23 protein-coding genes and 2 tRNA genes are annotated in these 24,247 nt (G+C 44.1%); 23 read left to right on the forward strand and 2 right to left on the reverse strand.

Translation table 11 applies throughout. From position 1 onward, the window contains the following. Positions 1 to 342 precede the first annotated feature (342 nt). From sdhC to aroG, 23 genes are all read left to right on the forward strand, one after another. Positions 343 to 732 (forward strand): succinate dehydrogenase cytochrome b556 subunit, encoded by a 390-nt coding sequence (sdhC, locus tag BDE27_RS10760; RefSeq protein ID WP_074022583.1) that lies wholly within the window; start codon positions 343 to 345, stop codon positions 730 to 732. Continuing rightward, positions 726 to 1,073, forward strand: a complete 348-nt coding sequence (gene sdhD / locus BDE27_RS10765; RefSeq protein ID WP_099131140.1) for a succinate dehydrogenase membrane anchor subunit — start codon at positions 726 to 728, stop codon at positions 1,071 to 1,073. Before sdhC ends, sdhD begins: the two co-directional genes overlap by 7 nt. Next, a complete protein-coding gene (gene sdhA / locus BDE27_RS10770; protein WP_099131141.1) occupies positions 1,074 to 2,840 on the forward strand; it encodes a succinate dehydrogenase flavoprotein subunit in 1,767 nt (588 codons plus the stop codon). 37 nt (positions 2,841 to 2,877) lie between these two features. Next, on the forward strand, positions 2,878 to 3,594 hold the full coding sequence (locus BDE27_RS10775; RefSeq protein ID WP_099131142.1) for a succinate dehydrogenase iron-sulfur subunit: 717 nt from the start codon (positions 2,878 to 2,880) through the stop codon (positions 3,592 to 3,594). A gap of 335 nt (positions 3,595 to 3,929) precedes the next feature. Next, a complete protein-coding gene (gene sucA / locus BDE27_RS10780) occupies positions 3,930 to 6,737 on the forward strand; it encodes a 2-oxoglutarate dehydrogenase E1 component (RefSeq protein WP_099131143.1) in 2,808 nt (935 codons plus the stop codon). A gap of 14 nt (positions 6,738 to 6,751) precedes the next feature. After that, the gene (gene odhB / locus BDE27_RS10785) at positions 6,752 to 7,963 is read left to right on the forward strand and encodes a 2-oxoglutarate dehydrogenase complex dihydrolipoyllysine-residue succinyltransferase (RefSeq protein WP_099131144.1); all 1,212 of its coding nucleotides are present in this window, start codon (positions 6,752 to 6,754) and stop codon (positions 7,961 to 7,963) included. 157 nt (positions 7,964 to 8,120) lie between these two features. Beyond that, positions 8,121 to 9,287, forward strand: a complete 1,167-nt coding sequence (gene sucC / locus BDE27_RS10790; protein ID WP_099131145.1) for an ADP-forming succinate--CoA ligase subunit beta — start codon at positions 8,121 to 8,123, stop codon at positions 9,285 to 9,287. Further along, entirely contained in the window at positions 9,287 to 10,156 is an 870-nt protein-coding gene (gene sucD, locus BDE27_RS10795; protein ID WP_099131146.1) for a succinate--CoA ligase subunit alpha, read from the forward strand. The genes sucC and sucD overlap by 1 nt, the downstream gene beginning before the upstream one ends. 644 nt (positions 10,157 to 10,800) lie before the next feature. Then, the gene (gene cydA / locus BDE27_RS10800) at positions 10,801 to 12,372 is read left to right on the forward strand and encodes a cytochrome ubiquinol oxidase subunit I (RefSeq protein WP_099131147.1); all 1,572 of its coding nucleotides are present in this window, start codon (positions 10,801 to 10,803) and stop codon (positions 12,370 to 12,372) included. A gap of 14 nt (positions 12,373 to 12,386) precedes the next feature. After that, a complete protein-coding gene (gene cydB, locus BDE27_RS10805; RefSeq protein ID WP_099131148.1) occupies positions 12,387 to 13,526 on the forward strand; it encodes a cytochrome d ubiquinol oxidase subunit II in 1,140 nt (379 codons plus the stop codon). An 11-nt stretch (positions 13,527 to 13,537) separates the two neighbouring features. After that, positions 13,538 to 13,654: a cytochrome bd-I oxidase subunit CydX gene (cydX, locus tag BDE27_RS10810; RefSeq protein ID WP_099131149.1), complete on the forward strand. Its 117-nt coding sequence runs from the start codon at positions 13,538 to 13,540 to the stop codon at positions 13,652 to 13,654. Further along, positions 13,654 to 13,941 (forward strand): cyd operon protein YbgE, encoded by a 288-nt coding sequence (ybgE, locus tag BDE27_RS10815; protein WP_099131150.1) that lies wholly within the window; start codon positions 13,654 to 13,656, stop codon positions 13,939 to 13,941. Before cydX ends, ybgE begins: the two co-directional genes overlap by 1 nt. Before the next feature lie 114 nt (positions 13,942 to 14,055). After that, complete coding sequence (gene ybgC / locus BDE27_RS10820) at positions 14,056 to 14,460, forward strand: tol-pal system-associated acyl-CoA thioesterase (RefSeq protein WP_099131151.1); 405 nt, start codon at positions 14,056 to 14,058, stop codon at positions 14,458 to 14,460. Further along, the gene (gene tolQ / locus BDE27_RS10825) at positions 14,457 to 15,146 is read left to right on the forward strand and encodes a Tol-Pal system protein TolQ (RefSeq protein WP_099131152.1); all 690 of its coding nucleotides are present in this window, start codon (positions 14,457 to 14,459) and stop codon (positions 15,144 to 15,146) included. The genes ybgC and tolQ overlap by 4 nt, the downstream gene beginning before the upstream one ends. Before the next feature lie 24 nt (positions 15,147 to 15,170). Then, positions 15,171 to 15,602 (forward strand): colicin uptake protein TolR, encoded by a 432-nt coding sequence (gene tolR / locus BDE27_RS10830; protein ID WP_099131153.1) that lies wholly within the window; start codon positions 15,171 to 15,173, stop codon positions 15,600 to 15,602. A 35-nt stretch (positions 15,603 to 15,637) separates the two neighbouring features. Next, positions 15,638 to 16,714, forward strand: a complete 1,077-nt coding sequence (tolA, locus tag BDE27_RS10835) for a cell envelope integrity protein TolA (RefSeq protein WP_167450585.1) — start codon at positions 15,638 to 15,640, stop codon at positions 16,712 to 16,714. Between the two features lie 189 nt (positions 16,715 to 16,903). Then, a complete protein-coding gene (gene tolB / locus BDE27_RS10840) occupies positions 16,904 to 18,190 on the forward strand; it encodes a Tol-Pal system beta propeller repeat protein TolB (RefSeq protein WP_420882887.1) in 1,287 nt (428 codons plus the stop codon). Positions 18,191 to 18,232: 42 nt separating this feature from the next. After that, positions 18,233 to 18,733 carry a peptidoglycan-associated lipoprotein Pal gene (pal, locus tag BDE27_RS10845; protein ID WP_047770281.1) on the forward strand — a complete coding sequence of 167 codons (501 nt, stop codon included), beginning with the start codon at positions 18,233 to 18,235 and terminating at the stop codon, positions 18,731 to 18,733. Between the two features lie 33 nt (positions 18,734 to 18,766). Beyond that, positions 18,767 to 19,519 (forward strand): cell division protein CpoB, encoded by a 753-nt coding sequence (gene cpoB / locus BDE27_RS10850; protein WP_370588214.1) that lies wholly within the window; start codon positions 18,767 to 18,769, stop codon positions 19,517 to 19,519. Positions 19,520 to 19,675: 156 nt separating this feature from the next. Then, positions 19,676 to 19,751: transfer RNA gene (locus BDE27_RS10855), tRNA-Lys, on the forward strand. Between the two features lie 30 nt (positions 19,752 to 19,781). Beyond that, positions 19,782 to 19,857 (forward strand) — tRNA-Lys (locus tag BDE27_RS10860). 288 nt (positions 19,858 to 20,145) lie between these two features. Then, positions 20,146 to 20,865, forward strand: a complete 720-nt coding sequence (gene pnuC, locus BDE27_RS10865) for a nicotinamide riboside transporter PnuC (protein ID WP_099131157.1) — start codon at positions 20,146 to 20,148, stop codon at positions 20,863 to 20,865. A 248-nt stretch (positions 20,866 to 21,113) separates the two neighbouring features. Continuing rightward, positions 21,114 to 22,166, forward strand: coding sequence for a 3-deoxy-7-phosphoheptulonate synthase AroG (gene aroG / locus BDE27_RS10870; RefSeq protein ID WP_099131158.1), 1,053 nt, complete (start codon positions 21,114 to 21,116; stop codon positions 22,164 to 22,166). Positions 22,167 to 22,241: 75 nt separating this feature from the next. Here aroG and gpmA read toward each other — a convergent pair whose 3' ends face one another. Further along, the gene (gpmA, locus tag BDE27_RS10875; protein ID WP_074018398.1) at positions 22,242 to 22,994 is read right to left on the reverse strand and encodes a 2,3-diphosphoglycerate-dependent phosphoglycerate mutase; all 753 of its coding nucleotides are present in this window, start codon (positions 22,992 to 22,994) and stop codon (positions 22,242 to 22,244) included. 229 nt (positions 22,995 to 23,223) lie between these two features. Next, on the reverse strand, positions 23,224 to 24,063 hold the full coding sequence (locus tag BDE27_RS10880) for a CPBP family intramembrane glutamic endopeptidase (protein ID WP_099131159.1): 840 nt from the start codon (positions 24,061 to 24,063) through the stop codon (positions 23,224 to 23,226). Positions 24,064 to 24,247: the final 184 nt, after the last annotated feature.

Below are 24,247 nucleotides of genomic sequence, written 5' to 3' on the forward strand. Positions count from 1 at the left end.
ATGATGGCAAATAATATATAACGACATATATGTAAGATAAATGTTTAATCTTTGTCAAATAAGATTGTTAATTTTATGAAAAATGTTTGAAGCGTGATCTTTCTCACTGTTCAAGCTAAATGTTAATAATCATATTGTGTGGCAATTGTAATAACAATGTGAAGTACTTATACTTCTGGGAGGTCTCCGGATTATCCTGATGTAGGAGCACCCAGCGTAACCAAATCACAACTTTTGATGAACAGTAGGGATTGTTTAAGTTAATTATGTTGTGTCTTTGTATCCTCTTCGCGCTGTCTGATTCCCGCCCAGGACCGGAGGATGGAAAATAAAAAAAGCTTTGTGGGCAAAATTGTGAAAAAACAAAGACCTGTCAACCTTGATCTGCGGACGATTAACCAACCCGTCTCCGCGATAGCATCGATCTTGCACCGTATCTCAGGCGTCATCACCTTTATCGCAGTTGGCATTCTACTGTGGTTACTAGGGATGTCTCTGTCTTCGCAAGAGGGCTTCCTGCAAGCATCTGAAATCATGACTGGCTTCTTCGCCAAATTTATCCTGTGGGGGATATTGACGGCGCTGGCTTACCACATCTGTGGAGGCATTCGCCATGTGTTGATGGATTTTGGTTTCCTGGAAGAAAATCTCGCTACCGGTAGCGCATCTGCCAAAGTAGCAATAGCAATCGCGGTTATTCTGTCTATTCTGGCTGGGGTATTATTATGGTAAGCAACGCATCCGCTTTGGGTCGTACAGGTATTCAGGATTGGCTGCTATTGCGCGCATCCGCAATTATTATTGTTTTGTATGTCCTTTATCTCGTTGGTTTTGTCGCAACAACGTCGGATATTACTTATGAAGTTTGGCGTGGTTTCTTTTCTTCATCCCTCACTAAAGTGTTCACCATATTGACTCTGTTTTCTATTCTGGTTCATGCATGGATTGGAATGTGGCAGGTACTGACAGATTATGTCAAGCCACTCGTACTGCGTCTGGTTTTGCAACTGGTGATTATTGTAGCGCTGTTAACTTATTTGATTTACGGAACAATTGTTGTGTGGGGTGCATAAATGAAACTGCCAGTAAGAGAGTTTGACGCTGTTGTTATTGGTGCTGGTGGCGCAGGTATGCGTGCTGCACTGCAAATTTCACAAATGGGTTTATCCTGTGCTTTGATTTCCAAGGTATTTCCAACTCGTTCCCACACTGTTTCGGCACAGGGAGGGATCACTGTTGCGTTGGGCAATTCCCATGAAGATAACTGGGAATGGCACATGTATGATACGGTGAAAGGCTCCGATTATATTGGTGACCAGGATGCCATTGAATATATGTGTAAGACTGGCCCAGAAGCTATTTTGGAACTGGAACACATGGGGCTGCCATTCTCCCGTCTGGATGATGGCCGTATTTACCAACGTCCATTTGGTGGGCAATCCAGAAATTTTGGTGGTGAGCAGGCCGCTCGTACTGCTGCCGCTGCTGACCGAACTGGTCACGCTCTATTGCATACTCTGTATCAGCAGAATTTAAAAAATCACACGACTATTTTCTCTGAATGGTACTCGTTGGATCTGGTGAAGAATCAGGATGGCGCCATTGTCGGTTGTACCGCTATTTGCATTGAAACCGGTGAAGTGGTCTATTTTAAAGCTAAGGCGACTATTCTGGCAACGGGTGGTGCTGGCCGTATTTTCCAATCCACAACGAATGCACATATCAATACCGGTGATGGCGTGGGAATGGCATTGCGTGCAGGTGTTCCTGTTCAGGATATGGAAATGTGGCAATTCCACCCAACGGGTATTGCTGGCGCAGGTGTTCTGGTTACAGAAGGCTGTCGTGGTGAAGGTGGTTACCTGCTGAATAAAGATGGTGAACGCTTTATGGAGCGTTATGCACCAAATGCTAAAGACCTTGCTGGTCGTGATGTGGTCGCACGTTCTATGATGATCGAAATCCGTGAAGGCCGCGGCTGCGAAGGCCCATGGGGTCCGCACGTCAAACTGAAACTGGATCATCTGGGTAAAGAAGTATTGGAATCTCGCCTGCCAGGTATCCTTGAATTATCCCGTACTTTCGCTCACGTCGATCCGGTAAAAGAGCCGATCCCTGTTATCCCAACCTGTCACTATATGATGGGGGGTATTCCAACTAAGATTACGGGTCAGGCGCTGGCAGTAAATGAGAAAGGCGAAGATGTGGTGCTCCCTGGGTTGTTTGCCGTGGGTGAAATTGCTTGCGTATCTGTTCACGGCGCAAACCGTCTGGGTGGTAACTCACTACTTGATCTGGTGGTATTTGGTCGTTCTGCGGGTCTGCATCTGAAAGAATGTCTTATGGAACAAGGTACTAGCCGTGATGCCAGCGAATCTGATGTCGACGCAGCACTTCAACGTTTGAACCGTTGGAATAATACCCGTTCAGGTGAAGATCCAGTGGAAATCCGCAAAGCATTGCAAGCTTGTATGCAGCATAATTTCTCGGTATTCCGTGAAGGTGATGCGATGGCAAGAGGATTGGAAGAGCTGAAAGTGATCCGCGAACGTCTGAAAAATGCTCGTCTGGATGATACTTCATCGGAATTCAATACTCAACGCATCGAATGTCTGGAATTGGATAACCTGATGGAAACGGCTTATTCAACTGCGGTTTCTGCAAACTTCCGTACAGAAAGTCGTGGTGCCCATAGCCGCTTTGACTATCCAGAGCGTGATGATGCTAATTGGCTGTGCCATAGCCTGTACTTACCGCAAACTGAGAGCATGACTCGTCGTGAAGTGAATATGCAGCCAACGTTGCGTGAAGCTTTCCCGCCGAAAGTGCGTTCTTACTAATTGCATTGCTGATGTTCCAGTTGCGGAGAAATAGATTATGAAACTTGAATTTTCAATTTATCGTTATAATCCAGATGTCGATGATGTACCTCGTATGCAGGATTACACACTGGAAGCAGAGGAAGGGCGTGACATGATGTTGCTGGATGCGCTCATCCAGCTAAAAGAGCAAGATCCAACCTTGTCATTCCGCCGCTCTTGCCGTGAGGGTGTTTGTGGCTCTGATGGCGTGAATATGAATGGTAAAAACGGTTTGGCATGTGTTACACCCATTTCAGCGTTGCGTCGTGGCAATAAGAAAATTGTTATTCGTCCATTGCCTGGTTTGCCAGTGGTTCGTGATCTGGTTGTTGATATGGGGCAGTTCTACACGCAATATGAAAAAATCCGTCCTTATCTGATTAATGATGGTAAAAATCCACCCGCACGTGAGCACCTGCAATCACCAGTGCAGCGTGAAAAGCTGGATGGTTTGTATGAATGTATCTTATGTGCTTGTTGCTCAACGTCTTGCCCATCATTCTGGTGGAATCCGGATAAATTTATCGGTCCAGCGGGTCTTTTAGCGGCATACCGTTTCCTGATTGATAGCCGTGATACTGAAACAAGTTCACGATTGGATAATCTGAATGATGCATTCAGTGTTTTCCGTTGCCACGGAATTATGAATTGCGTCAACGTATGCCCTAAGGGATTGAATCCGACAAAAGCGATTGGTCATATTAAATCTATGTTGCTGAAACATAGCGCATAGCAAAATAAAAATTTGTGCATAAATAACACATAAATAGTGTGTAAATAGTGCATATAATGTTGCCCTCCACAATTTTGAAATAAATATCAAATCAGTGGAGGGCATTAAAGAATGAAAAATGATAAATTGCCTACTGCTAAAGACGAAATGTGTTTCCAAATAAAGGGATCTTTAAAAACTGATATTCGGTTTTTAAAGGTTCCTTGATGGGTAGGAAAACCCAAAGAAGAACATGCATTAAGCACGTCCAAATGAACCTTTTATCAACACCGCTAATTAAGCGGTATTTGTTAACCACGGCGAAAACTAAAGCTTTTAAAGCTTAAGGGCTCACAATGCAGAACGGCGCAATGAAGGACTGGCTGGACTCAAGCTTTCTGGCTGGTGCAAACCAGTCTTACATAGAGCAAATCTATGAAGACTATATAACTGATCCTAATTCTGTTGATGCAAGTTGGAGAGAAATTTTCCAACAATTACCGGATGCAGGACTTAGCGGCGAACAGCTTCACACACAGACACGCGATTATTTCCGTCGTCTGGCAAAGGATGCCACGCGTTACCACACTTCAGTCAGCGATCCAGCAATGGATGCAAAACAAGTCAAAGTTTTGCAGCTCATCAATGCATTCCGCTTCCGCGGACACCAACATGCAAACCTTGATCCATTGGGATTATGGAAACAGGAACCTGTACCCGATCTTGATCCTGCTTTCCATAATTTAACAAAATCGGATTTTGAAGAAACGTTTAATGTAGGCTCTTTTGCCATTGGCAAAGAGACCATGAAATTGGCTGATCTGTATGACGCGCTGAAACGCATTTATTGTGGTTCAATTGGTGCGGAATATATGCACATCACCAATACGGAAGAAAAACGTTGGCTCCAGCAACGTCTGGAGTCAGTGACAGTAAGTTCACAGTTTAGTGCAGAAGAAAAACGCCGTTTCCTGAAAGAATTAACATCAGCGGAAGGTTTGGAACGCTATTTAGGTGCCAAGTTCCCAGGGGCGAAACGTTTCTCCCTGGAAGGTGGCGACGCACTTATCCCTATGTTAAAAGAGTTGATCCGTCACGCAGGTAAACAAAGTACCCGCGAGGTGGTATTAGGAATGGCTCATCGTGGTCGCCTCAACGTTCTGGTCAATCTCTTGGGCAAAAAACCGATTGATCTGTTTGACGAATTTGCGGGTAAACATAAAGAGCATCTGGGTACAGGTGACGTAAAATACCATCAAGGTTTTTCTTCTGATTTTGAAACCGAAGGCGGTTTGGTGCATTTGGCACTGGCCTTTAACCCCTCTCACCTTGAGATTGTCAGCCCTGTTGTTATCGGCTCTGTACGTGCCCGCCGTGATCGCCTTGATGAAGGTCGCAGTAACATGGTTCTGCCTGTCACCATCCACGGTGATGCCGCAGTCACAGGGCAGGGGATTGTTCAGGAAACGTTGAACATGTCTCAGGCTCGCGGTTATGAAGTTGGCGGTACTGTTCGTATCGTAGTGAATAACCAAATTGGCTTCACCACTTCTAACCCGAAAGATGCCCGTTCAACACAATACTGTACTGATATTGTGAAAATGGTTCAGGCACCGATTTTCCACGTTAATGCAGATGATCCGGAAGCTGTTGCATTCGTCACACGTCTGGCGCTTGACTTCCGTAATACCTTCAAACGTGACGTGATGATCGATCTGGTCTGTTACCGTCGCCACGGTCATAACGAAGCTGATGAGCCAAGTGCAACTCAGCCACTGATGTACCAGCAAATCAAAAAACAACCAACTGCACGTAAAATCTATGCAGATAAGCTGGTAGCGGAAGGTTTGCTGGAGGCCAATGACGTTACTGAGATGGTGAACCTGTACCGTGATGCACTGGATCATGGTGAATGCGTTGTCGATGAATGGCGCCCAATGGGGTTGCACTCATTCACATGGGAACCCTATCTGAATCACGAATGGGATGAAGAGTATCCACATAAGATGGATATGAAACGTCTGCAAGATCTTGGCAAAAGCATCAGCACTGTTCCTGCCGAAGTGGCAATGCACTCACGTGTTGCGAAAATCTATGGCGACCGTGCAGAAATGGCGAATGGCAATAAATTGTTTGACTGGGGTGCTGCGGAAACACTGGCTTACGCGACTTTGGTTGATGAAGGTATTCCTGTCCGTATCTCTGGTGAAGATGCGGGACGTGGTACTTTCTTCCACCGTCATGCCGTTATTCATAACCAAAACAATGCTTCTGTTTATGTGCCTTTGGCGAATATCCACAATGGACAGGGTGTATTTAATGTATGGGATTCTGTCCTTTCAGAAGAAGCTGTACTGGCATTTGAGTACGGTTATGCAACAACTGAACCTCGTGTCCTGACGATTTGGGAAGCCCAATTTGGTGACTTTGCCAACGTGGCTCAGGTTGTGATTGACCAATTTATCAGCTCTGGCGAACAGAAATGGGGCCGTATGTGTGGTCTGGTTATGCTGCTGCCACATGGCTATGAAGGGCAGGGACCAGAGCACTCATCGGCACGTCTGGAGCGTTATCTGCAACTGTGTGCTGAACAAAACATGCAGGTTTGCGTACCATCGACTCCAGCTCAGGTTTATCACATGCTGCGTCGTCAGGCTCTGCGTGGTATGCGCCGTCCGCTCATCGTTATGTCACCAAAATCACTACTGCGTCATCCATTGGCAGTGTCTACTCTGGATGAATTGGCGCACGGCAAATTTGAACCAGTGATTGGTGAAATTGACGCCTTGGAGCCAAAAGGTGTTAAACGCGTTGTGCTTTGTTCCGGTAAAGTTTATTACGATCTGCTGGAACAGCGTCGTAAGAACGAACAGACTGACGTTGCTATTGTGCGTATTGAACAGCTGTATCCATTCCCACGTCAGCACTTGCAAGCTGAGCTTGAGCAGTATGCCCATGTTCATGACTTCGTCTGGTGTCAGGAAGAGCCACTGAACCAAGGGGCTTGGTATTGCAGTCAACATAATTTCCGTGAAGCGATCCCATTTGGGGCTTCTTTACGTTATGCAGGTCGTCCGGCATCTGCTTCCCCAGCTGTGGGATATACGTCTGTTCACCAGCAGCAACAGCAAGCACTGGTTAATGACGCACTGAATGTTGAATAAATTAAGGATAGAAAATGAGTAGCGTAGAAATTCTGGTCCCAGACCTTCCTGAATCTGTTGCAGATGCCACTGTGGCAACATGGCATAAAAAACCAGGTGACACCATAGAGCGTGATGAAGTGCTGGTTGAAATTGAAACGGATAAAGTTGTTTTGGAAGTACCAGCAAGTGAAGCCGGTGTTTTGGAATCCATTTTGGAAGAAGAGGGCGCCACTGTTCTGTCCAAACAACTGTTAGGTCGTATCCGTTTAGGTGACAGCACGGGTATACCTGCCGAAGTAAAAGCTAAAACAGAGGCAACGCCAGCACAGCGGCAGACTGCGTCTTTGGAAGAAGAAAGCAACGATGCACTAAGCCCTGCTGTTCGTCGTCTGATTGCAGAACATGATTTAGATCCTGCTGCCATTAAAGGCAGTGGTGTTGGTGGCCGTATTGTCCGTGAAGACATTGAAAAATATGTCGCTGCGAATAAAAAAGAGAGTGATAAGCCTGCTGCATCTGCTGAACAGCCATCCTTATTGCCACACCGCAGTGAAAAACGTGTCCCAATGACGCGTTTGCGTAAGCGTGTTGCAGAACGTTTACTTGAAGCGAAGAACAATACAGCAATGCTGACGACTTTCAATGAAGTCAACATGAAGCCAATTCAGGAATTGCGCAAGCAGTATGGCGATGCATTTGAAAAACGTCATGGTGTACGTCTGGGTTTTATGTCTTTCTATGTGAAAGCGGTTGTTGAAGCGTTGAAACGCTATCCAGAAGTGAACGCTTCCATTGATGGAACAGATGTGGTTTACCACAACTATTTTGATATTAGTATTGCTGTATCTACACCACGTGGCCTGGTTACACCTGTATTGCGTGATGCAGATGCATTGAGCATGGCTGATATTGAGAAAAGCATCAAAGAGCTGGCTATCAAAGGCCGTGACGGTAAACTGACTGTTGAAGAACTCACTGGCGGTAATTTCACCATTACCAACGGCGGTGTTTTCGGCTCCCTGATGTCCACCCCGATCATTAACCCACCACAAAGCGCTATCCTTGGTATGCATGCCATTAAAGATCGCCCAATGGCTGTAAATGGTCAGGTTGAGATCCTTCCGATGATGTACTTGGCACTGTCCTATGACCACCGTCTGATTGACGGTCGTGAGTCTGTCGGCTTCCTGGTGACCATCAAAGAAATGCTGGAAGATCCAACACGTTTGTTGCTGGATGTATAGCATCACTATCGGCGGAGGGTGTTAACTCCGCCAGTCTGAAGTAGTACGACGTTGATGTAAAAATATATGCAGGCCAGCCCTTTTGGGCTGGTCATATCCAGAGCAACAAAATAGAAGGTAATTTACCTTTCTTAAATTAAATTATGGATAGAACATCATGAATTTACACGAGTATCAGGCAAAACAACTTTTTGCACGGTATGGTTTACCAGCACCTGCTGGTTATGCTTGTACCACTCCGCGCGAAGCAGAAGAAGCAGCATCCAAGATTGGTTCAGGCCCTTGGGTCGTTAAATGTCAGGTTCATGCAGGTGGCCGCGGTAAGGCTGGTGGTGTGAGAGTCGTCAATAGTAAGGAAGATATCCGCACTTTTGCTGAACAATGGCTGGGTAAACGACTGGTAACTTACCAGACAGATGCACAGGGGCAACCTGTCCATCAGATCTTGGTGGAAGGGGCAACTGATATTGCCAAGGAGCTGTATCTGGGGGCTGTTGTTGACCGCGGTACACGTCGTGTAGTATTCATGGCCTCTACTGAAGGTGGCGTCGAAATAGAAAAAGTGGCGGAAGAAACGCCTGAGCTAATTCATAAAGCCATTATCGACCCACTGTCTGGCCCTATGCCGTATCAAGGCCGTGAATTGGCATTCAAACTTGGTTTGACTGGTAAACAAGTTGGTCAATTCACCAAGATTTTCTTGGGATTGGCGAACCTGTTCTTAGAGCGTGATTTGGCATTGGTTGAAATTAACCCTTTGGTGATCACAACGCAAGGTGATCTGGTTTGTTTAGATGGAAAATTGAGCGCTGATGGTAATGCTATGTTCCGTCAGGCTGAACTGCGTGAAATGCACGATCCTACACAGGAAGATCCGCGTGAAGCCCAAGCTGCACAATGGGAATTGAACTATGTTGCGCTGGATGGCAACATTGGTTGTATGGTGAATGGTGCAGGTCTGGCAATGGGAACGATGGACATTGTCAAATTGCACGGTGGTGCACCGGCCAACTTCCTTGATGTAGGCGGCGGTGCAACAAAAGAGCGTGTTACCGAAGCATTCAAGATCATCTTGTCAGATGAAAATGTTAAGGCTGTTTTGGTTAATATTTTTGGTGGTATCGTCCGCTGTGACTTGATCGCTGACGGCATTATTGGTGCGGTGGAAGAAGTGGGTGTTAACGTACCGGTAGTCGTTCGTCTGGAAGGAAACAATGCTGAACTGGGTGCTAAAAAACTGGCGGATAGCGGTTTGAACATCATTGCAGCTACCAGTTTGACAGACGCAGCTAAACAGGCAGTAGCAGCAGCGGGGAATAAATAATGTCTATTTTAATCGATAAAAACACCAAAGTGATTTGTCAGGGTTTTACTGGCAGTCAGGGCACTTTTCACTCCGAACAGGCGATAGCTTACGGTACTCAAATGGTGGGTGGCGTGACACCGGGTAAAGGTGGCACTGAGCATTTAGGATTACCTGTATTCAACACCGTACGTGAAGCCGTTGAAGCAACGGGGGCAACCGCTTCTGTAATCTACGTTCCGGCACCATTCTGTAAAGATTCCATTCTGGAAGCGATTGATGCAGGCATTAAACTGATCATCACTATTACAGAAGGCATCCCAACACTCGATATGTTGACAGTTAAGGAAAAGCTGGATCAAGCAGGTGTTCGTATGATTGGTCCCAACTGTCCGGGTGTCATTACTCCTGACGAGTGTAAGATCGGCATTATGCCTGGTCATATTCACAAGTCAGGTAAAGTGGGCATTGTTTCCCGTTCAGGCACACTGACTTATGAAGCGGTTAAACAGACCACAGATGCTGGGTTAGGGCAATCTACCTGTGTTGGTATTGGTGGTGACCCGATCCCAGGTTCAAACTTCATTGATATTCTGCAACTGTTCCAGGAAGATCCACAGACAGAAGCAATTGTCATGATTGGTGAAATTGGTGGTACAGCCGAAGAAGAAGCTGCGGCTTATATCAAAGAACATGTGACTAAACCGGTTGTTGCTTATATTGCTGGTGTGACTGCACCTAAAGGTAAGCGCATGGGCCATGCCGGAGCGATTATCGCAGGGGGTAAAGGGACAGCAGATGAGAAATTTGCTGCACTGGAAGCTGCGGGTGTGAAGACTGTCCGTAGCCTTGCAGACATTGGCGATGCTGTAAAAGCGTTATTGGTATAACAATCACAAAATAAACTATTTTTATAGAAAAAGGCTGCCTCAGGGTGGCCTTTTGTTTTTATTTATAATATTAACAGTAGGTTAGTTCATTCATAAGATAAGTTATTTCTCAATTTAATTGAATTGGATTTTAGGAAAATCTATTTATTTGATTAATGAAATTGGAAATATCGGAAAAATATATTTTTTAAAGAATGAAAACGAAAAGTTAATTTTCTAACGAATTTTACAGCAAAAAATAAATTACAAACCATGGCAAATAACAACTTATTAACACGAAGTAAACTATAATGAAATAATAACTGTAAAGCTTAACAAAATAAGGAAAAAATTGACTAAAATCAATTTATTACTCTGGATTGTATTCGCTAAACTTGATTAAATTGATCTAGTATATATAGGTATTAACCTGAGAATGTATGGTATTGTTGACCTATATTCAGAATTCTAAGCTGAGTCACGTAAAAGCTATTTATTGTATGTGAATATAGGCGTAATATTATTGTGGTATCTATTGAATTTTTGATTTTGTAATAATTCATTGTTGTGTTTGAGGCATTTATTGCTGGTAGTTACGAGACTTTCGTTTTACGAAGTCGGGTTGCCGCAAGTCGGTGTCTTCCTGCTAGGAGCAAGGAGTCAAGATGTTTGATATTGTCGAACTGTCACGATTACAGTTTGCCTTAACTGCTATGTACCATTTTCTGTTCGTACCATTGACGCTCGGTATGGCGTTTTTGCTTGCGATCATGGAAACGGTATATGTCCTTTCTGGCAAACAAATCTATAAAGATATGACAAAATTCTGGGGTAAGTTATTTGGTATTAACTTTGCCTTGGGTGTCGCAACGGGCTTGACCATGGAGTTCCAGTTCGGAACCAACTGGTCATATTTCTCACATTATGTTGGTGATATTTTCGGTGCGCCTCTGGCCATCGAAGGTCTGATGGCATTCTTCCTCGAATCCACATTCGTTGGTCTGTTTTTCTTCGGGTGGGATCGACTGAGTAAGAAACAACACTTGGCGGTTACTTGGCTGGTTGCATTAGGCTCTAACTTCTCTGCATTGTGGATACTGATTGCGAATGGTTGGATGCAAAACCCGATTGCGTCTGACTTTAACTTCGAAACCATGCGAATGGAAATGGTGAGCTTCAGCGAACTAGTACTTAACCCAGTTGCACAGGTGAAATTTGTCCACACTGTTGCAGCCGGTTATGTTACTGGTGCCATTTTTGTATTGGGTATCAGCTCTTACTATCTGCTTAAAGGGCGCGATTTGGCGTTTGCCAAACGTTCTTTTGCGATTGCAGCAAGTTTTGGCATGGCTGCGGTACTGTCTGTCATCGTTCTGGGTGATGAATCTGGATATGAAATGGGGGACGTGCAGAAAACCAAATTGGCAGCAATCGAAGCAGAGTGGGAAACTCAGCCGCCTCCGGCTTCATTTACGCTGATTGGTCTTCCTGATCAGGACAAAATGGAAAATAAATATTCCATCCAAATTCCTTACGTTTTAGGTTTGATTGCTACCCGCTCTACAGATACACCGGTCGTTGGTCTGCGGGATTTGATGAGCCAGCACGAGCAGCGTATCCGTAATGGCATCAAGGCTTATGAATTACTGGAAGAACTGCGTGCAGGTAATGTTGATCCAAGTGTTCGCAGTGCATTCAATGAAAGTAAGAAAGATCTTGGCTATGGCATGCTCGTGAAGCGTTATACCCAAAACGTAACTGATGCCACAGAAGAGCAAATTCAAGCCGCAGCGAAAGACTCTATTCCACGCGTAGCACCGCTCTACTTTGCATTCCGTATCATGGTTGCTGCTGGCTTTATTATGCTGCTGGTTATCGGTCTGTCGTTCCTGAGTGTTCTGCGTAACCGTATCGGTCAACATAAGTGGCTGCTTCGTGCTGCATTGTTCAGTATTCCATTGCCATGGATTGCCGTTGAGGCTGGTTGGTTTGTCGCAGAATATGGCCGTCAGCCATGGGCGATTGGTGAAGTGTTGCCAACTGCTGTCGCGACTTCAACACGTAGTGTAGGCGATCTGATTTTCTCAATGGTGCTGATTTGTGGTCTGTACACTTTGTTCTTGATCGCAGAGATGTTCTTGATGTTCAAATTTGCCCGTCTTGGCCCAAGCAGCCTCAAGACTGGACGTTACCATTTTGAACAAAAAACCGCTGCTTCAGCGAATAATATTGAGTAAGCAGGAGTCCACTTATGCTTGATTATGATGTATTACGATTTATATGGTGGCTGCTGATTGGTGTGTTACTGATCGGTTTCACGGTGACTGATGGTTTCGACATGGGAGTTGGTATCCTGCTGCGGCTCATTGGTAAAAATGATACCGAACGCCGCATCATGATTAACTCAGTTGCCCCGCACTGGGATGGTAACCAAGTTTGGTTAATTACCGCGGGGGGGGCCCTATTTGCCGCATGGCCGATGGTATATGCAGCCGCTTTCTCTGGTTTTTATGTGGCAATGATTCTGGTCTTGGCAGCACTGTTTTTCCGTCCGGTTGGCTTCGATTACCGTTCAAAACTGGAAAGCAGCAAATGGCGCAATATGTGGGATTGGGGGCTGGTTATCGGTAGCTTCGTACCTGCATTGGTTATCGGGGTGGCATTTGGTAACTTGCTGCAGGGCGTACCGCTGGCGGTAGATTCTTACCTGCGTGTCTCCTACGAGGGTTCATTCTTTGGATTGCTGAACCCTTATGGATTGCTGGCCGGGGTGATTAGCCTGATGATGATTGTGACGCAGGGTGCAACTTATCTGCAAATGCGTACAACAGGCGAACTGCACCTGCGCTCCCGTACTGCAACCCATGTTTGTGCAGCGATAACGGCAATTGCATTCCTGTTGGCAGGGATATGGCTGATTTATGGCATTGATGGCTATGTTGTAACGGGAGGCTTGGATGTTAATGCGGCATCCAATCCATTACATAAAGAAGTCATCCAGCAGGCAGGCGCATGGCTGACCAACTTCAATAACTATCCGGTTCTGTGGGCTATACCTGTGTTGGGCGTATTGCTTCCTCTGCTGACTATGTTGGCTACCTGGATGGATAAAGGTGCCTGGGCATTCTTGTTCTCATCACTGACAGTAGCTTGTATTATCCTGACTTCAGGTATTGCTATGTTCCCGTTCGTGATGCCATCAAGCATTGATCCGAATGTCAGTCTGACAATGTGGGATGCGACATCCAGTCAGTGGACGTTGCAAATTATGTTCGTTGTTGCACTTATCTTCGTTCCTATCGTGCTGTCTTATACCATTTGGTGTTATTACAAAACCTTCGGGCGTTTGGATAAGAACTATATTGATAACAACAAACACTCACTGTACTAAGGAGCATAGGCATGTGGTATTTTGCTTGGATTCTCGGAACGCTTTTGGCTTGTAGCTTTGCGGTCATTGCTGCTTTGGCACTTGAGCATAGCGAATCACAGAACGCTTCTGAGAGTGACAAAAAATAATGTTGGCTGATAAATGCTACCAACTTATGGATAAGAGCCTATTGAGGGCTCTTATCCTCATTATCGCCTTAACACTTGCTGCATGTGTGTTTTGGGATCCTGCACGTTTTGCTGCCAATACCAGTTCACTACAAATATGGCAAGGTAGTTTATTGATCTGGGGAGTTTGTTCTGGCGTTACTTTTGGTGTTGGTTTTCATCCTAAGCGTATTATCTGGCAATTATTTTTTCATCCGTTACCTGCATTTTTCATTCTTCTTTTTGGCTTATATCATTTCTTTAAGTAAACTAATTGTAATTTTATAGGCCGTCGGCCTATAAATTTTTTTTACTGACAAGTCATTCCAAAGCGCTATTGTCTTAAGTATAGTGACAGCGTCAATTCGCCTAATTAGGATTATATGAGTAATATGTTATTCCGTTGGCCTATCCGTGTTTACTACGAAGACACAGATGCTAGTGGTGTGGTTTATCACGCTCGGTATTTGGGTTTTTACGAAAGAGCTCGTACAGAGATGTTGCGGGAAAGAGGTTTCCACCAACAGTCTATGCTAGATGAACAAGTTGGCTTTGTTGTTAGTCGCATGACGATTGACTACCGGAAACCAGCAAAACTGGATGACCAACTGGTTGTTGAAAGCGAAGTTACGAATATCCGTGGTGCTTCTCTGACATTTATTCAACGAATTGTCGATTGTAATGGCGTAGTTGTCAGCAGCGCAGAATGCCTGGTTGTCTACGTGAATTCATCTCAAATGAAGCCAATTGCGCTTCCAAAGTCTATTGTCGCGGAGTTTAAGCAGTGACTGACATGAACATCCTTGATTTATTTCTTAAGGCAGGTTTCTTAGTGCAGCTGATCATGCTGATTTTGATTGGCTTCTCTATCGTCTCTTGGGCAATCATTATTCAACGAACAAAAATCCTTAATGCCGCAAGCCGTGAGGCAGAAGCATTTGAAGATAAATTTTGGTCTGGTATTGAATTATCTCGCCTTTACAAAGAAAGTCAGTCACGCCGTGATTCGTTAAGTGGTACTGAGCAGATATTCCATTCCGGGTTTAAAGAATTTGCTCGTTTACATCAGGCAAATAACCATGCTCCAGAAGCTGTTATCACAGGGGCTTCCCGTGCCATGCGTATTTCATTAAATCGTGAATTGGAAGTATTGGAAAATCATATTCCATTTTTGGGTACGGTAGGTTCCATCAGCCCTTATATTGGTTTGTTTGGTACGGTTTGGGGGATCATGCATGCCTTTATTGCGTTGGGAGCGGTCAAACAAGCAACTCTGCAAATGGTTGCGCCTGGTATTGCTGAAGCTTTGATTGCAACAGCTATCGGCTTGTTTGCGGCAATTCCTGCGGTGATGGCCTATAACCGCCTGAACCAGAGGGTTAACAAACTAGAACAAGTTTACGATAATTTTATGGAAGAATTCCTGGCTATCCTGCATCGTCAGGCTTTTGCTTCCAATACTAATAAGTCGTAATAAATCGTAAGGGGAAATCAGCGAATGGCGCGCACTCGTAGTCGCAGACGTGAGCTAAAATCCGAGATCAATATCGTCCCCTTGCTGGACGTGTTGCTGGTATTGCTGCTTATTTTCATGGCAACAGCACCGATTATCACGCAAAGTGTGGAAGTTGATTTACCTGATTCGGTGGATTCAAAGACAGTTTCCAGCACTGATAATCCGCCGGTCATTGTGGAAGTTTCTGGGGTAGGGCAGTACAGCATGATTGTTAATCAGGAACGCTTGGAATTATTACCTGAACAGCAAATCGTTGCAGAAGCTCAAACCGTGATGAAAGCCAATCCGAAAACGATTTTCTTGATCGGTGGTTCTAAGGAAGTTCCTTATGATGAAATTATCAAAGCGTTGAATATGCTTCGTCAGGCAGGTGTTAAATCGGTGGGCTTAATGACTCAGCCTATCGGCGCCTGACAACGGCTGTCACTTAAAGTTTCTGGATGTCGAGCGTGGGAAAGACAAGCGAGCAAAATAATAGGCTGAATCGCGCTATTATCATTTCGGTAATATTGCACATTATCCTGATCGGATTTCTGATTTGGGGTTCTTTGGTGCAAAAAACAGAAATGGGGGGCGGTGGACAAAGTGGTACTGTCATTGATGCAGTTATGGTTGATCCGAATGCGGTCGTGCAGCAATATAACCAGCAGCAACAGCAACAGGCCAATGCAAAGTTAGCTGAACAACAGCGGAAGAAAAAAGCTGAGCAACAAGCGGCTGAATTGCGGGCAAGACAGGCGGAAGAACAGGAACGCTTGAAAGCGGCTGAAGAAGAGCGAATTAAAGCATTGCAAGAAGCTGAAGCGCAGAAAAAACAATCTGAAGTTGCTGCTGCTAAAGCACGTGAAGAGCAGGAGCAGGCTGATGCCGCCGCTGCCAAAGCGCGTGAAGATCAAAAGCAGGCAGAAGAAGCGGCGGCAAAAGCACTGGCAGAAAAAGAACGAATTCTAAAAGAGCAAGTTGAAGCCCGACAGAAAGCGGAAGCCCAAGCGAAGAAAGAAGCGGAAGAGGTGGCAAAACGTAAAGCGGCGGCTGAGGCAAAAGCTAAAGCGGAAGCCGAAGCTAAGGCCAAGGCAGCAGCAGAAGAGAAAGCTAAGGCAGAAGCAGAGGCTAAAAAAGCAAAAGCCAAGATAGAAGCAGCAAAACAAGCTCAAACGGTTAATGATCTGTTAGGTGGATTAACGTCTAATACACCTAAGCCGGGGGGAGCGGCTGCGGCAGGAAAAGGTGGCGGTAAGAAAAGTGGTCTTTCTCAACAAGATATTAATAGTTATCTGGGGAAAGTTCAGGCTGCAATAGAGAGTAAATTTTACGATTCGAACCTGTATATTGGTCGTACTTGTGATTTAAATATAAAGCTGGCGCCAGATGGATTACTGATTGATATCAAAGCAGGAGCGGGTGATCCGGCGTTATGTCGAGCTGCAATTACCGCCGCTAATTTGGCAAAAAAAATGCCGCCTCCACCAAGCAAAGAGGTTTATGAATATTTTAAGAATTTCACGCTAGAATTTAAACCGCAGTAAGTTAAATGTTTGGTAGATAATCGTTATGCTCTAAGCAAACTTTCGAATAATTTAGATGTACAAACAAAATTATTAGATTTTATTTAGGTATCTAGTTTTGTTTGTTGGCGTTTGTTAGAATCCGGCGGATTATTGCGGCAGATAAAAGATCGCGATAAGGGAGAGATGATGAAGCAAACTTTTAAACAGATGTTTAAAGTCATACTGGGCTTTCTGGTGATGTGGGCAGCACTTGCTCATGCAGAGGTTCGCATTGAAATTACGCAGGGTGTTGATTCTGCTCGTCCTATTGGGATTGTCCCATTTAAATGGACTGGAGCGGGCGAGTCACCTGAAAATATTGGTTCAATTATTGCCGCGGATTTGAGAAATAGTGGGAAATTTAATCCGATTGATTCTGCTCGTATGCCGCAACAACCGACTACTGCATCAGAGGTGACGCCTGCGGCATGGGCGGCGTTAGGGATCGATTCAGTCGTTGTTGGACATATTCAACCCAGTGCAGATGGTAAATTCCTGGTTTCTTATCAGCTTGTTGACGTTGCTGGTGCGCCAGGAACGGTCTTGGCGCAAGAACAATTCACAGTTGAAAAGAAATGGTTACGTTTCGCGGCACACACAGCCAGTAATCAGGTATTTGAAAAACTGACAGGTATTAGAGGTGCATTTACTACTCGTATAGCTTATGTCGTTAAAAATAACAGTGCGGGTAAGAATCGAGATGAGCTGCGTGTTTCTGATTATGATGGTTATAATCAATTTACCGTACATAGCTCACCGGACCCATTGATGTCACCAGCCTGGTCGCCAGATGCTTCCAAACTTGCCTATGTTACATTTGAAGGTGGTCGCTCTACGCTGATTATTCAAACACTGGCAACAGGTGCTGTTCGTCAGGTAGCTTCGTTCCCTCGCCATAACGGAGCTCCCGCATTTTCTCCGGATGGAACTAAACTTGCTTTTGCATTATCTAAAACCGGCAGTTTGAATCTTTACGTGATGGATTTAGCGTCTGGCCAAATCCGTCAGATCACTGATGGCCGCAGTAATAATACTGAGCCAAGCTGGATGCCAGATAACCAGACACTGGTCTATACCTCAGATCAGGGTGGGCGTCCACAATTGTATAAAATCGATATTAATGGCGGTGCTCCACAACGCCTAACTTGGGAAGGACCACAAAACCAAGATGCAGATGTTAGCCCTGACGGTAGTTTTATTGTGATGGTTAGCTCAGCGGGTGGCAGTCAGCATATCGCCAAACAAGATCTGGCAACGGGATCTGTCCAAGTCTTGACAGATACGTTTCTGGATGAAACGCCGAGCATCGCACCTAATGGCACTATGGTGATTTATAGCTCCACTCAAGGGTGGGGAACTGTATTGCAGCTAGTTTCGACTGATGGGCGTTTCAAAGCGCGTCTTCCGGCTACCGATGGACAGGTAAAATTCCCTGCCTGGTCGCCGTATCTGTGATGCATAATAATATGTATGGCAAACTATAAAAGGATCAAAGAGATGCAACTGAACAAAGTGCTAAAAGGGCTGATGTTAGCTTTACCAATCATGGCCGTAGCAGCGTGTAGTTCTAACAAAACTGGCAATAATGATCAGTCTGGTGTAAGCACTGTTGATAATTCTTCTAAGACTCTGTCTGCTGAAGAATTAGCACGTCAGCAGATGCAAGAGCTGCAAAACAACAACATCGTATACTTCGGTTTCGATAAGTATGACATCAACAGCGAATTTGCTCAGATGTTGGATGCACACGCTGCCTTCCTGCGTACTAACCCATCTGTTAAAGTGACTATCGAAGGTCACGCGGACGAGCGTGGTACTCCAGAGTACAACATTGCTCTGGGTGAGCGTCGTGCGAACGCAGTGAAAATGTATCTGCAAGGCAAAGGCGTTTCCGCTGATCAGCTTGCTATCGTTTCTTACGGTAAAGAAAAACCAGCTGTACTTGGCCATGACGAAGCAGCATATGCGAAAAACCGTCGCGCTGTGATCGTATACTAAGAGTAATGCATGAACAGTAACTTCAGACGTTATATGTTGGGTCTGTCGTTATTGGTTGGCGTAGCGGCTCCTTGGGCCGCTACCGCCCGAGCGCCAATCAGTAATGTCGGCTCAGGCTCCACCGATGAGCGCCTCTCCCAATTAGAGCGTATTTCTGACGCTCATAGTCAATTATTAACTCAGCTCCAGCAACAGCTTTCTGATTCTCAACGTGATATCGATACACTCCGTGGTCAAATTCAGGAAAACCAGTATCAATTAAATCAGATCATTGAACGCCAAAAAGATCTTTATCTGCAATTGGATAAAATCACCAATCCATCCAGTGCAGAGAGTTCAGAGCCAGAAAATCGTAATGCTGTATCTTCGGCACCTGCTGGGAATAAACAATCTGCTGTGTCAGCGAGTACAGGAAGTGAAAAAAGTGATTACGATGCTGCCGTTTCTTTGGCTATCAACACCAAAGAATATGATAAAGCGATTGTCGCATTTCAAAACTTTGCTAAAACCTATCCCAAGTCTAAATATTTGCCGAATGCCAATTATTGGTTAGGGCAGTTGAATTACAACAAAGGCAAGAAAGACGATGCGGCTTATTATTTTGCCACTGTCGTGAAAGATTATCCCAAGTCACAAAAAAGCAGTGATTCCCTGTATAAAGTTGGTTTAATCATGCAGGAAAAGGGGCAAAAGGATAAAGCGAAGGCGGTTTATCAGCAGGTGGTTAAGCAATATCCTGGTACTAATGCAGCAAAAATGGCCGGGAAAAAGCTTTCCGGGATGTAATAATTATCCCCGAAAGGTCAGATATCGGTCTTTTGGGGGATGATTGACTGCTTAATAAGCATTTAAACAAGTTTTCTAAAATAAACATTGCGTCACACTGAGAAATCAGTAATATATGCCGCCGTTGGCAAAGATAACTGCCAAACAGGTTTAGATGGGTCGTTAGCTCAGTCGGTAGAGCAGTTGACTTTTAATCAATTGGTCGCAGGTTCGAATCCTGCACGACCCACCATCTAAACTCTCACTCAAGTACTCCTTAGATGGGTCGTTAGCTCAGTCGGTAGAGCAGTTGACTTTTAATCAATTGGTCGCAGGTTCGAATCCTGCACGACCCACCATCTAGATTCTTAACTCAAACACTCCTTAGATAAGTCGTTAACTCAGTCAGTAGAACAGTTGACTTTTAATCAATTGATCGCAGCAGATAGCTTAATAAGTTGATTACCGACTTCACATTTTTTCCTTATCGTTTTTAAATCTTTAAAATAATTAAAGACTTTTTTTCTTAAATTCGCTATCTTGTTTAGTATGTAAAACAGAAAAGAGCAAAATAGCCTAATTATCTCGTAATTTCATGTTTGTTGTATTGATATACTAAACATTATTTATGGTAAGGATAAGAAAGTATGGATTTTTTCAACATTGATAACATATTAGTGCATATACCACTAGGAACGGGCGGCTATAACCTTTCATATATTGAAGCGATTGGTACGATAGCAGGGCTGTTATGTATTTGGCTCGCTAGTCAGGAGAAAATCATTAATTACCTGTTTGGATTAATTAATGTCTCACTCTTCGCTGTCATCTTCTTTCAAATTCAACTCTACGCTAGCCTCATTCTGCAAATCTTTTTCTTCGCGGCCAATATCTATGGTTGGTATGCATGGAGCCGAGTCAATGAGCAAAAACAAATAGAGCTTAAAATCCGGTGGCTCAACCCTAAACAGATGGCTGTTGTTGCCGCGGTTTCCATCTTTGCCATATTGATCATGACATTTAATATCGATCAAGTATTTGGTTATATGGCAAAAGTGGTGGTGCTTGCTCTACAGGGAATAGGCTTTAATATCATCATGCCTGATTTACAGCCTGATGCTTTCCCATTCTGGGATTCAGTGATGACAGTATTATCCATTGTGGCAATGATACTGATGACGCGTAAGTATGTAGAAAACTGGCTGATTTGGGTCATCATAGATGTTATCAGTGTCGTGATTTATTACTATCAAGGTGTTTTGGCGATGTCGCTGCAATATATTATTTTGACAGGTATTGCATTAAATGGTGCTCGCCTGTGGATCAAGGCAGCGAAACAAGCGGATAACAACCAAAAGAAAATGTAAATTAAAAGCGATCATCGGCCATAGATAATTAACGTTCTATGGCCTGTTATTTGATATTTTTCTACAAAACACTTTCTTCTTATTTGTCTATTTATTTGAATTAACATCATTTTTACTCTCAATGGCATTTTCCATAAAAAAGTATTCTATTTTTACTCACAAAGATTATTTACAGAACAACGCCTAACAGTTAGATTGAGATCACAAAATTATTTTAAATAACTGTAAACGTATTAGGTGAAAGGATAATGAATTACCAGAATGACGATATAAGAATAAGAAAAATAACAGAATTATTACCACCAGTTGCATTACTCGAAAAATTTCCGGCCACAGAAGAGAGTGCTATTACTGTTCGTAAGGCACGTGAATCTATTCATAATATTTTAATTGGTGAAGATGATCGTCTATTGGTAGTGATTGGTCCATGTTCAATTCATGATCCACAAGCGGCGTTAGAATATGCAGCGCGCTTGAATAAATTACGTGAAGAATTGAAAGCCGATTTGGAAATTATCATGCGGGTTTACTTTGAAAAGCCCCGCACAACTATCGGCTGGAAAGGGTTGATTAACGATCCAAGCATGGATTGCAGTTTTAATATCAATGGCGGATTACGTACTGCCCGTAAGTTATTGCTCGATATTAATAATATGGGGTTACCTGCGGCAGGCGAATTCCTGGATATGATTACTCCTCAGTATTTAGCAGATCTCATGAGCTGGGGCGCAATAGGGGCACGTACAACGGAGTCTCAAATTCATCGCGAGTTGGCATCGGGGTTGTCCTGCCCGGTTGGTTTCAAAAATGGCACAGATGGAACGATCAAAGTCGCTATTGATGCGATTAATTCAGCGAGTTCATCGCACTGTTTCTTGTCTGTCACGAAATGGGGTCACTCCGCGATTGTGAATACAATAGGCAATCAAGATTGCCACATTATTCTGCGTGGTGGCAAAGAGCCTAATTACAGTGCCGAACATGTCAGTGCCGTTAAAGAAGGGTTAAAAAAAGCGGGTTTGGCTCCCTGCGTGATGATTGATTTCAGCCATGCAAATAGCGCGAAGCAGTTCAAAAGACAAATGGATGTCGGTGTTGATGTCTGCGGCCAGATTGCGGGTGGTGAAAATGCGATCATTGGTGTTATGGTTGAAAGTCATCTGGTTGAAGGAAACCAAAGTCTGGAGAGTGATAAGCCTTTGGTGTATGGTCAAAGTGTGACTGACGGTTGTATTGGCTGGGAAGATACAGAAGCGTTACTGTTCCAGTTGTCTCAGGCCGTCCAGAGCCGCAGAAGTTAATTTATCGCAAAAATACCATAAAAAAGCCGGAAATCAATCCGGCTTTTAACATTCTTTTTATGCGACCGTTGAGGATTACTTCGCTTTACCCTGATTTGCAACTGCCGCCGCTTTTGCCGCGATTTCATCAGCGTTGCCTAGATAATAGTGTTTGATAGGTTTCATGTTCTCATCAAACTCATAAACCAGTGGTACAGCAGTTGGAATGTTCAGTTCAAGAATTTCTTCTTCACTCATATTATCCAGATACTTTACCAATGCCCGCAGGGAGTTACCGTGAGCAGCGATAATGACTTTTTCGCCTTTTTCTACACGAGGCTTGATAACTTCTTCCCAATAAGGAATAACACGCTCAATAGTAGTAGCAAGGCTTTCAGTGACTGGGAGTTCTTCTGGTTTCAGGCTGGCGTAACGAGGATCGTGGCCTGGGTAACGTTCATCATCTTTGGTCAAATCAGGAGGAGTAATAGCGAAGCCACGACGCCACAATTTAACTTGATCATCGCCGTATTTGGCTGCGGTTTCTGCTTTATCCAGACCTTGTAATGCGCCGTAGTGACGTTCATTCAGTTTCCAGCTTTTCTCAACAGGTAGCCATTGCTGATCAACTTGGTCCAGAATATTCCACAAAGTGTGAATAGCACGCTTTAGAACGGAAGTATAGGCGAAATCAAAAGTAAAACCTTCTTCTTTCAATAGTTGACCAGCTTGTTGTGCTTCAGAGCGGCCTTTGTCGGACAATTCAACGTCAGTCCAGCCAGTAAAACGGTTCTCTTTGTTCCACTCGCTTTCTCCGTGCCTTACAAGAACCAGTTTAGTTACAGCCATAGCTTAAACTCCTATCAGTACTTTTTAATACAAAATGAAAAGATCGCTGCGGGCATTATATGGCGCGACAGGCTAAAACGGCAAACAATAGTCTCGTATCTCCTGTTTTAAATCATGTTTGGTGATAATTACGGCGATTATATATCCGGAAAGAAGGGGATAGCGGGGAGTTTATGATCTGAACCGTCCCCGAATAGAAGGAGACAATTCAGATCAAATGGAATTCAGTTTAGTGCATGACTACTGATTTTATTGGGTAGGTGAAAAATAGCAGATGCATCAGATTGAGTGAAAAATGGAAAGCAACAGCCACCCATAAACGCCCACTCCACAGCCAGGTCAGGCCATAAATTAATCCTGCCAGCGTAGCAAAAATCACCAGCAAACCACCGCCCGCAAAATGGGCAGCGCCAAACAGCAGGGAGGTAATGACAAGGGCTAAGTAAGGATTCATCCATTGACTGAGCTTCTGCTGAATATAGCCACGAAACAGCGCTTCTTCAGCCAAAGAGACAAAGAAAAGATTAGCAATAACAAAAGCAGGGAACCAATTAGGTAAATGGAGTTCAACGGACAATCCACCTAATACGGTTGCAAGCCATAATAATGCTGGAATAGCTGCGATCAATAATGCCCATCCATGAGCAGGTGCATTAGCCAAAGGTTTTCTGGTGAACAGAGTAGGCATACAAAATATCAGGATAAATGGTAGCAGCGCCTTGTCAAAGTTGAAATACATTGAAAAAGGAGCGCTGAGCGGGCCTGCCTGCACTTTATCCAGATACTTGAGGTTATGGAATCCTGGAATGTAATGCACAAACAGTAAAATACCACCAATGAGCAATAACAGCTCTATAACGATTTTGGGGACAAAATGTTTTTTGCTGTTTTTTTGGCAATAAATATATGCCATACCTAAAAGAGTTATCACTGTCAGCGTGATTATAGCGGGATAGGTAAGTACGTTAGTGCTGATCCCAACAATGATAGCGAAGAGCGCGACGAAAAAAGCAATTTTCTGGCGACTCTCTAAAAGCGCCAATGCAATGGCAAGTAATGCCCAAGCCATATAATTCCCTATTATCTTTAAAAAAACCAATGAAATAGTCTAAAAATGGACGGTGATTTTATAGTAATGGTTAAAAAATTCAAAAATAATAATAAAAAATATCAAAAAAATATGACTTGATTTTATTAAAGAGTGATTAAATAGAACGGTAACAGGAACCCCTCTCCATCAAGAGAGGGATCAT

This window comes from Xenorhabdus ehlersii (genome assembly GCF_003610465.1).
GTDB lineage: Bacteria > Pseudomonadota > Gammaproteobacteria > Enterobacterales > Enterobacteriaceae > Xenorhabdus > Xenorhabdus ehlersii.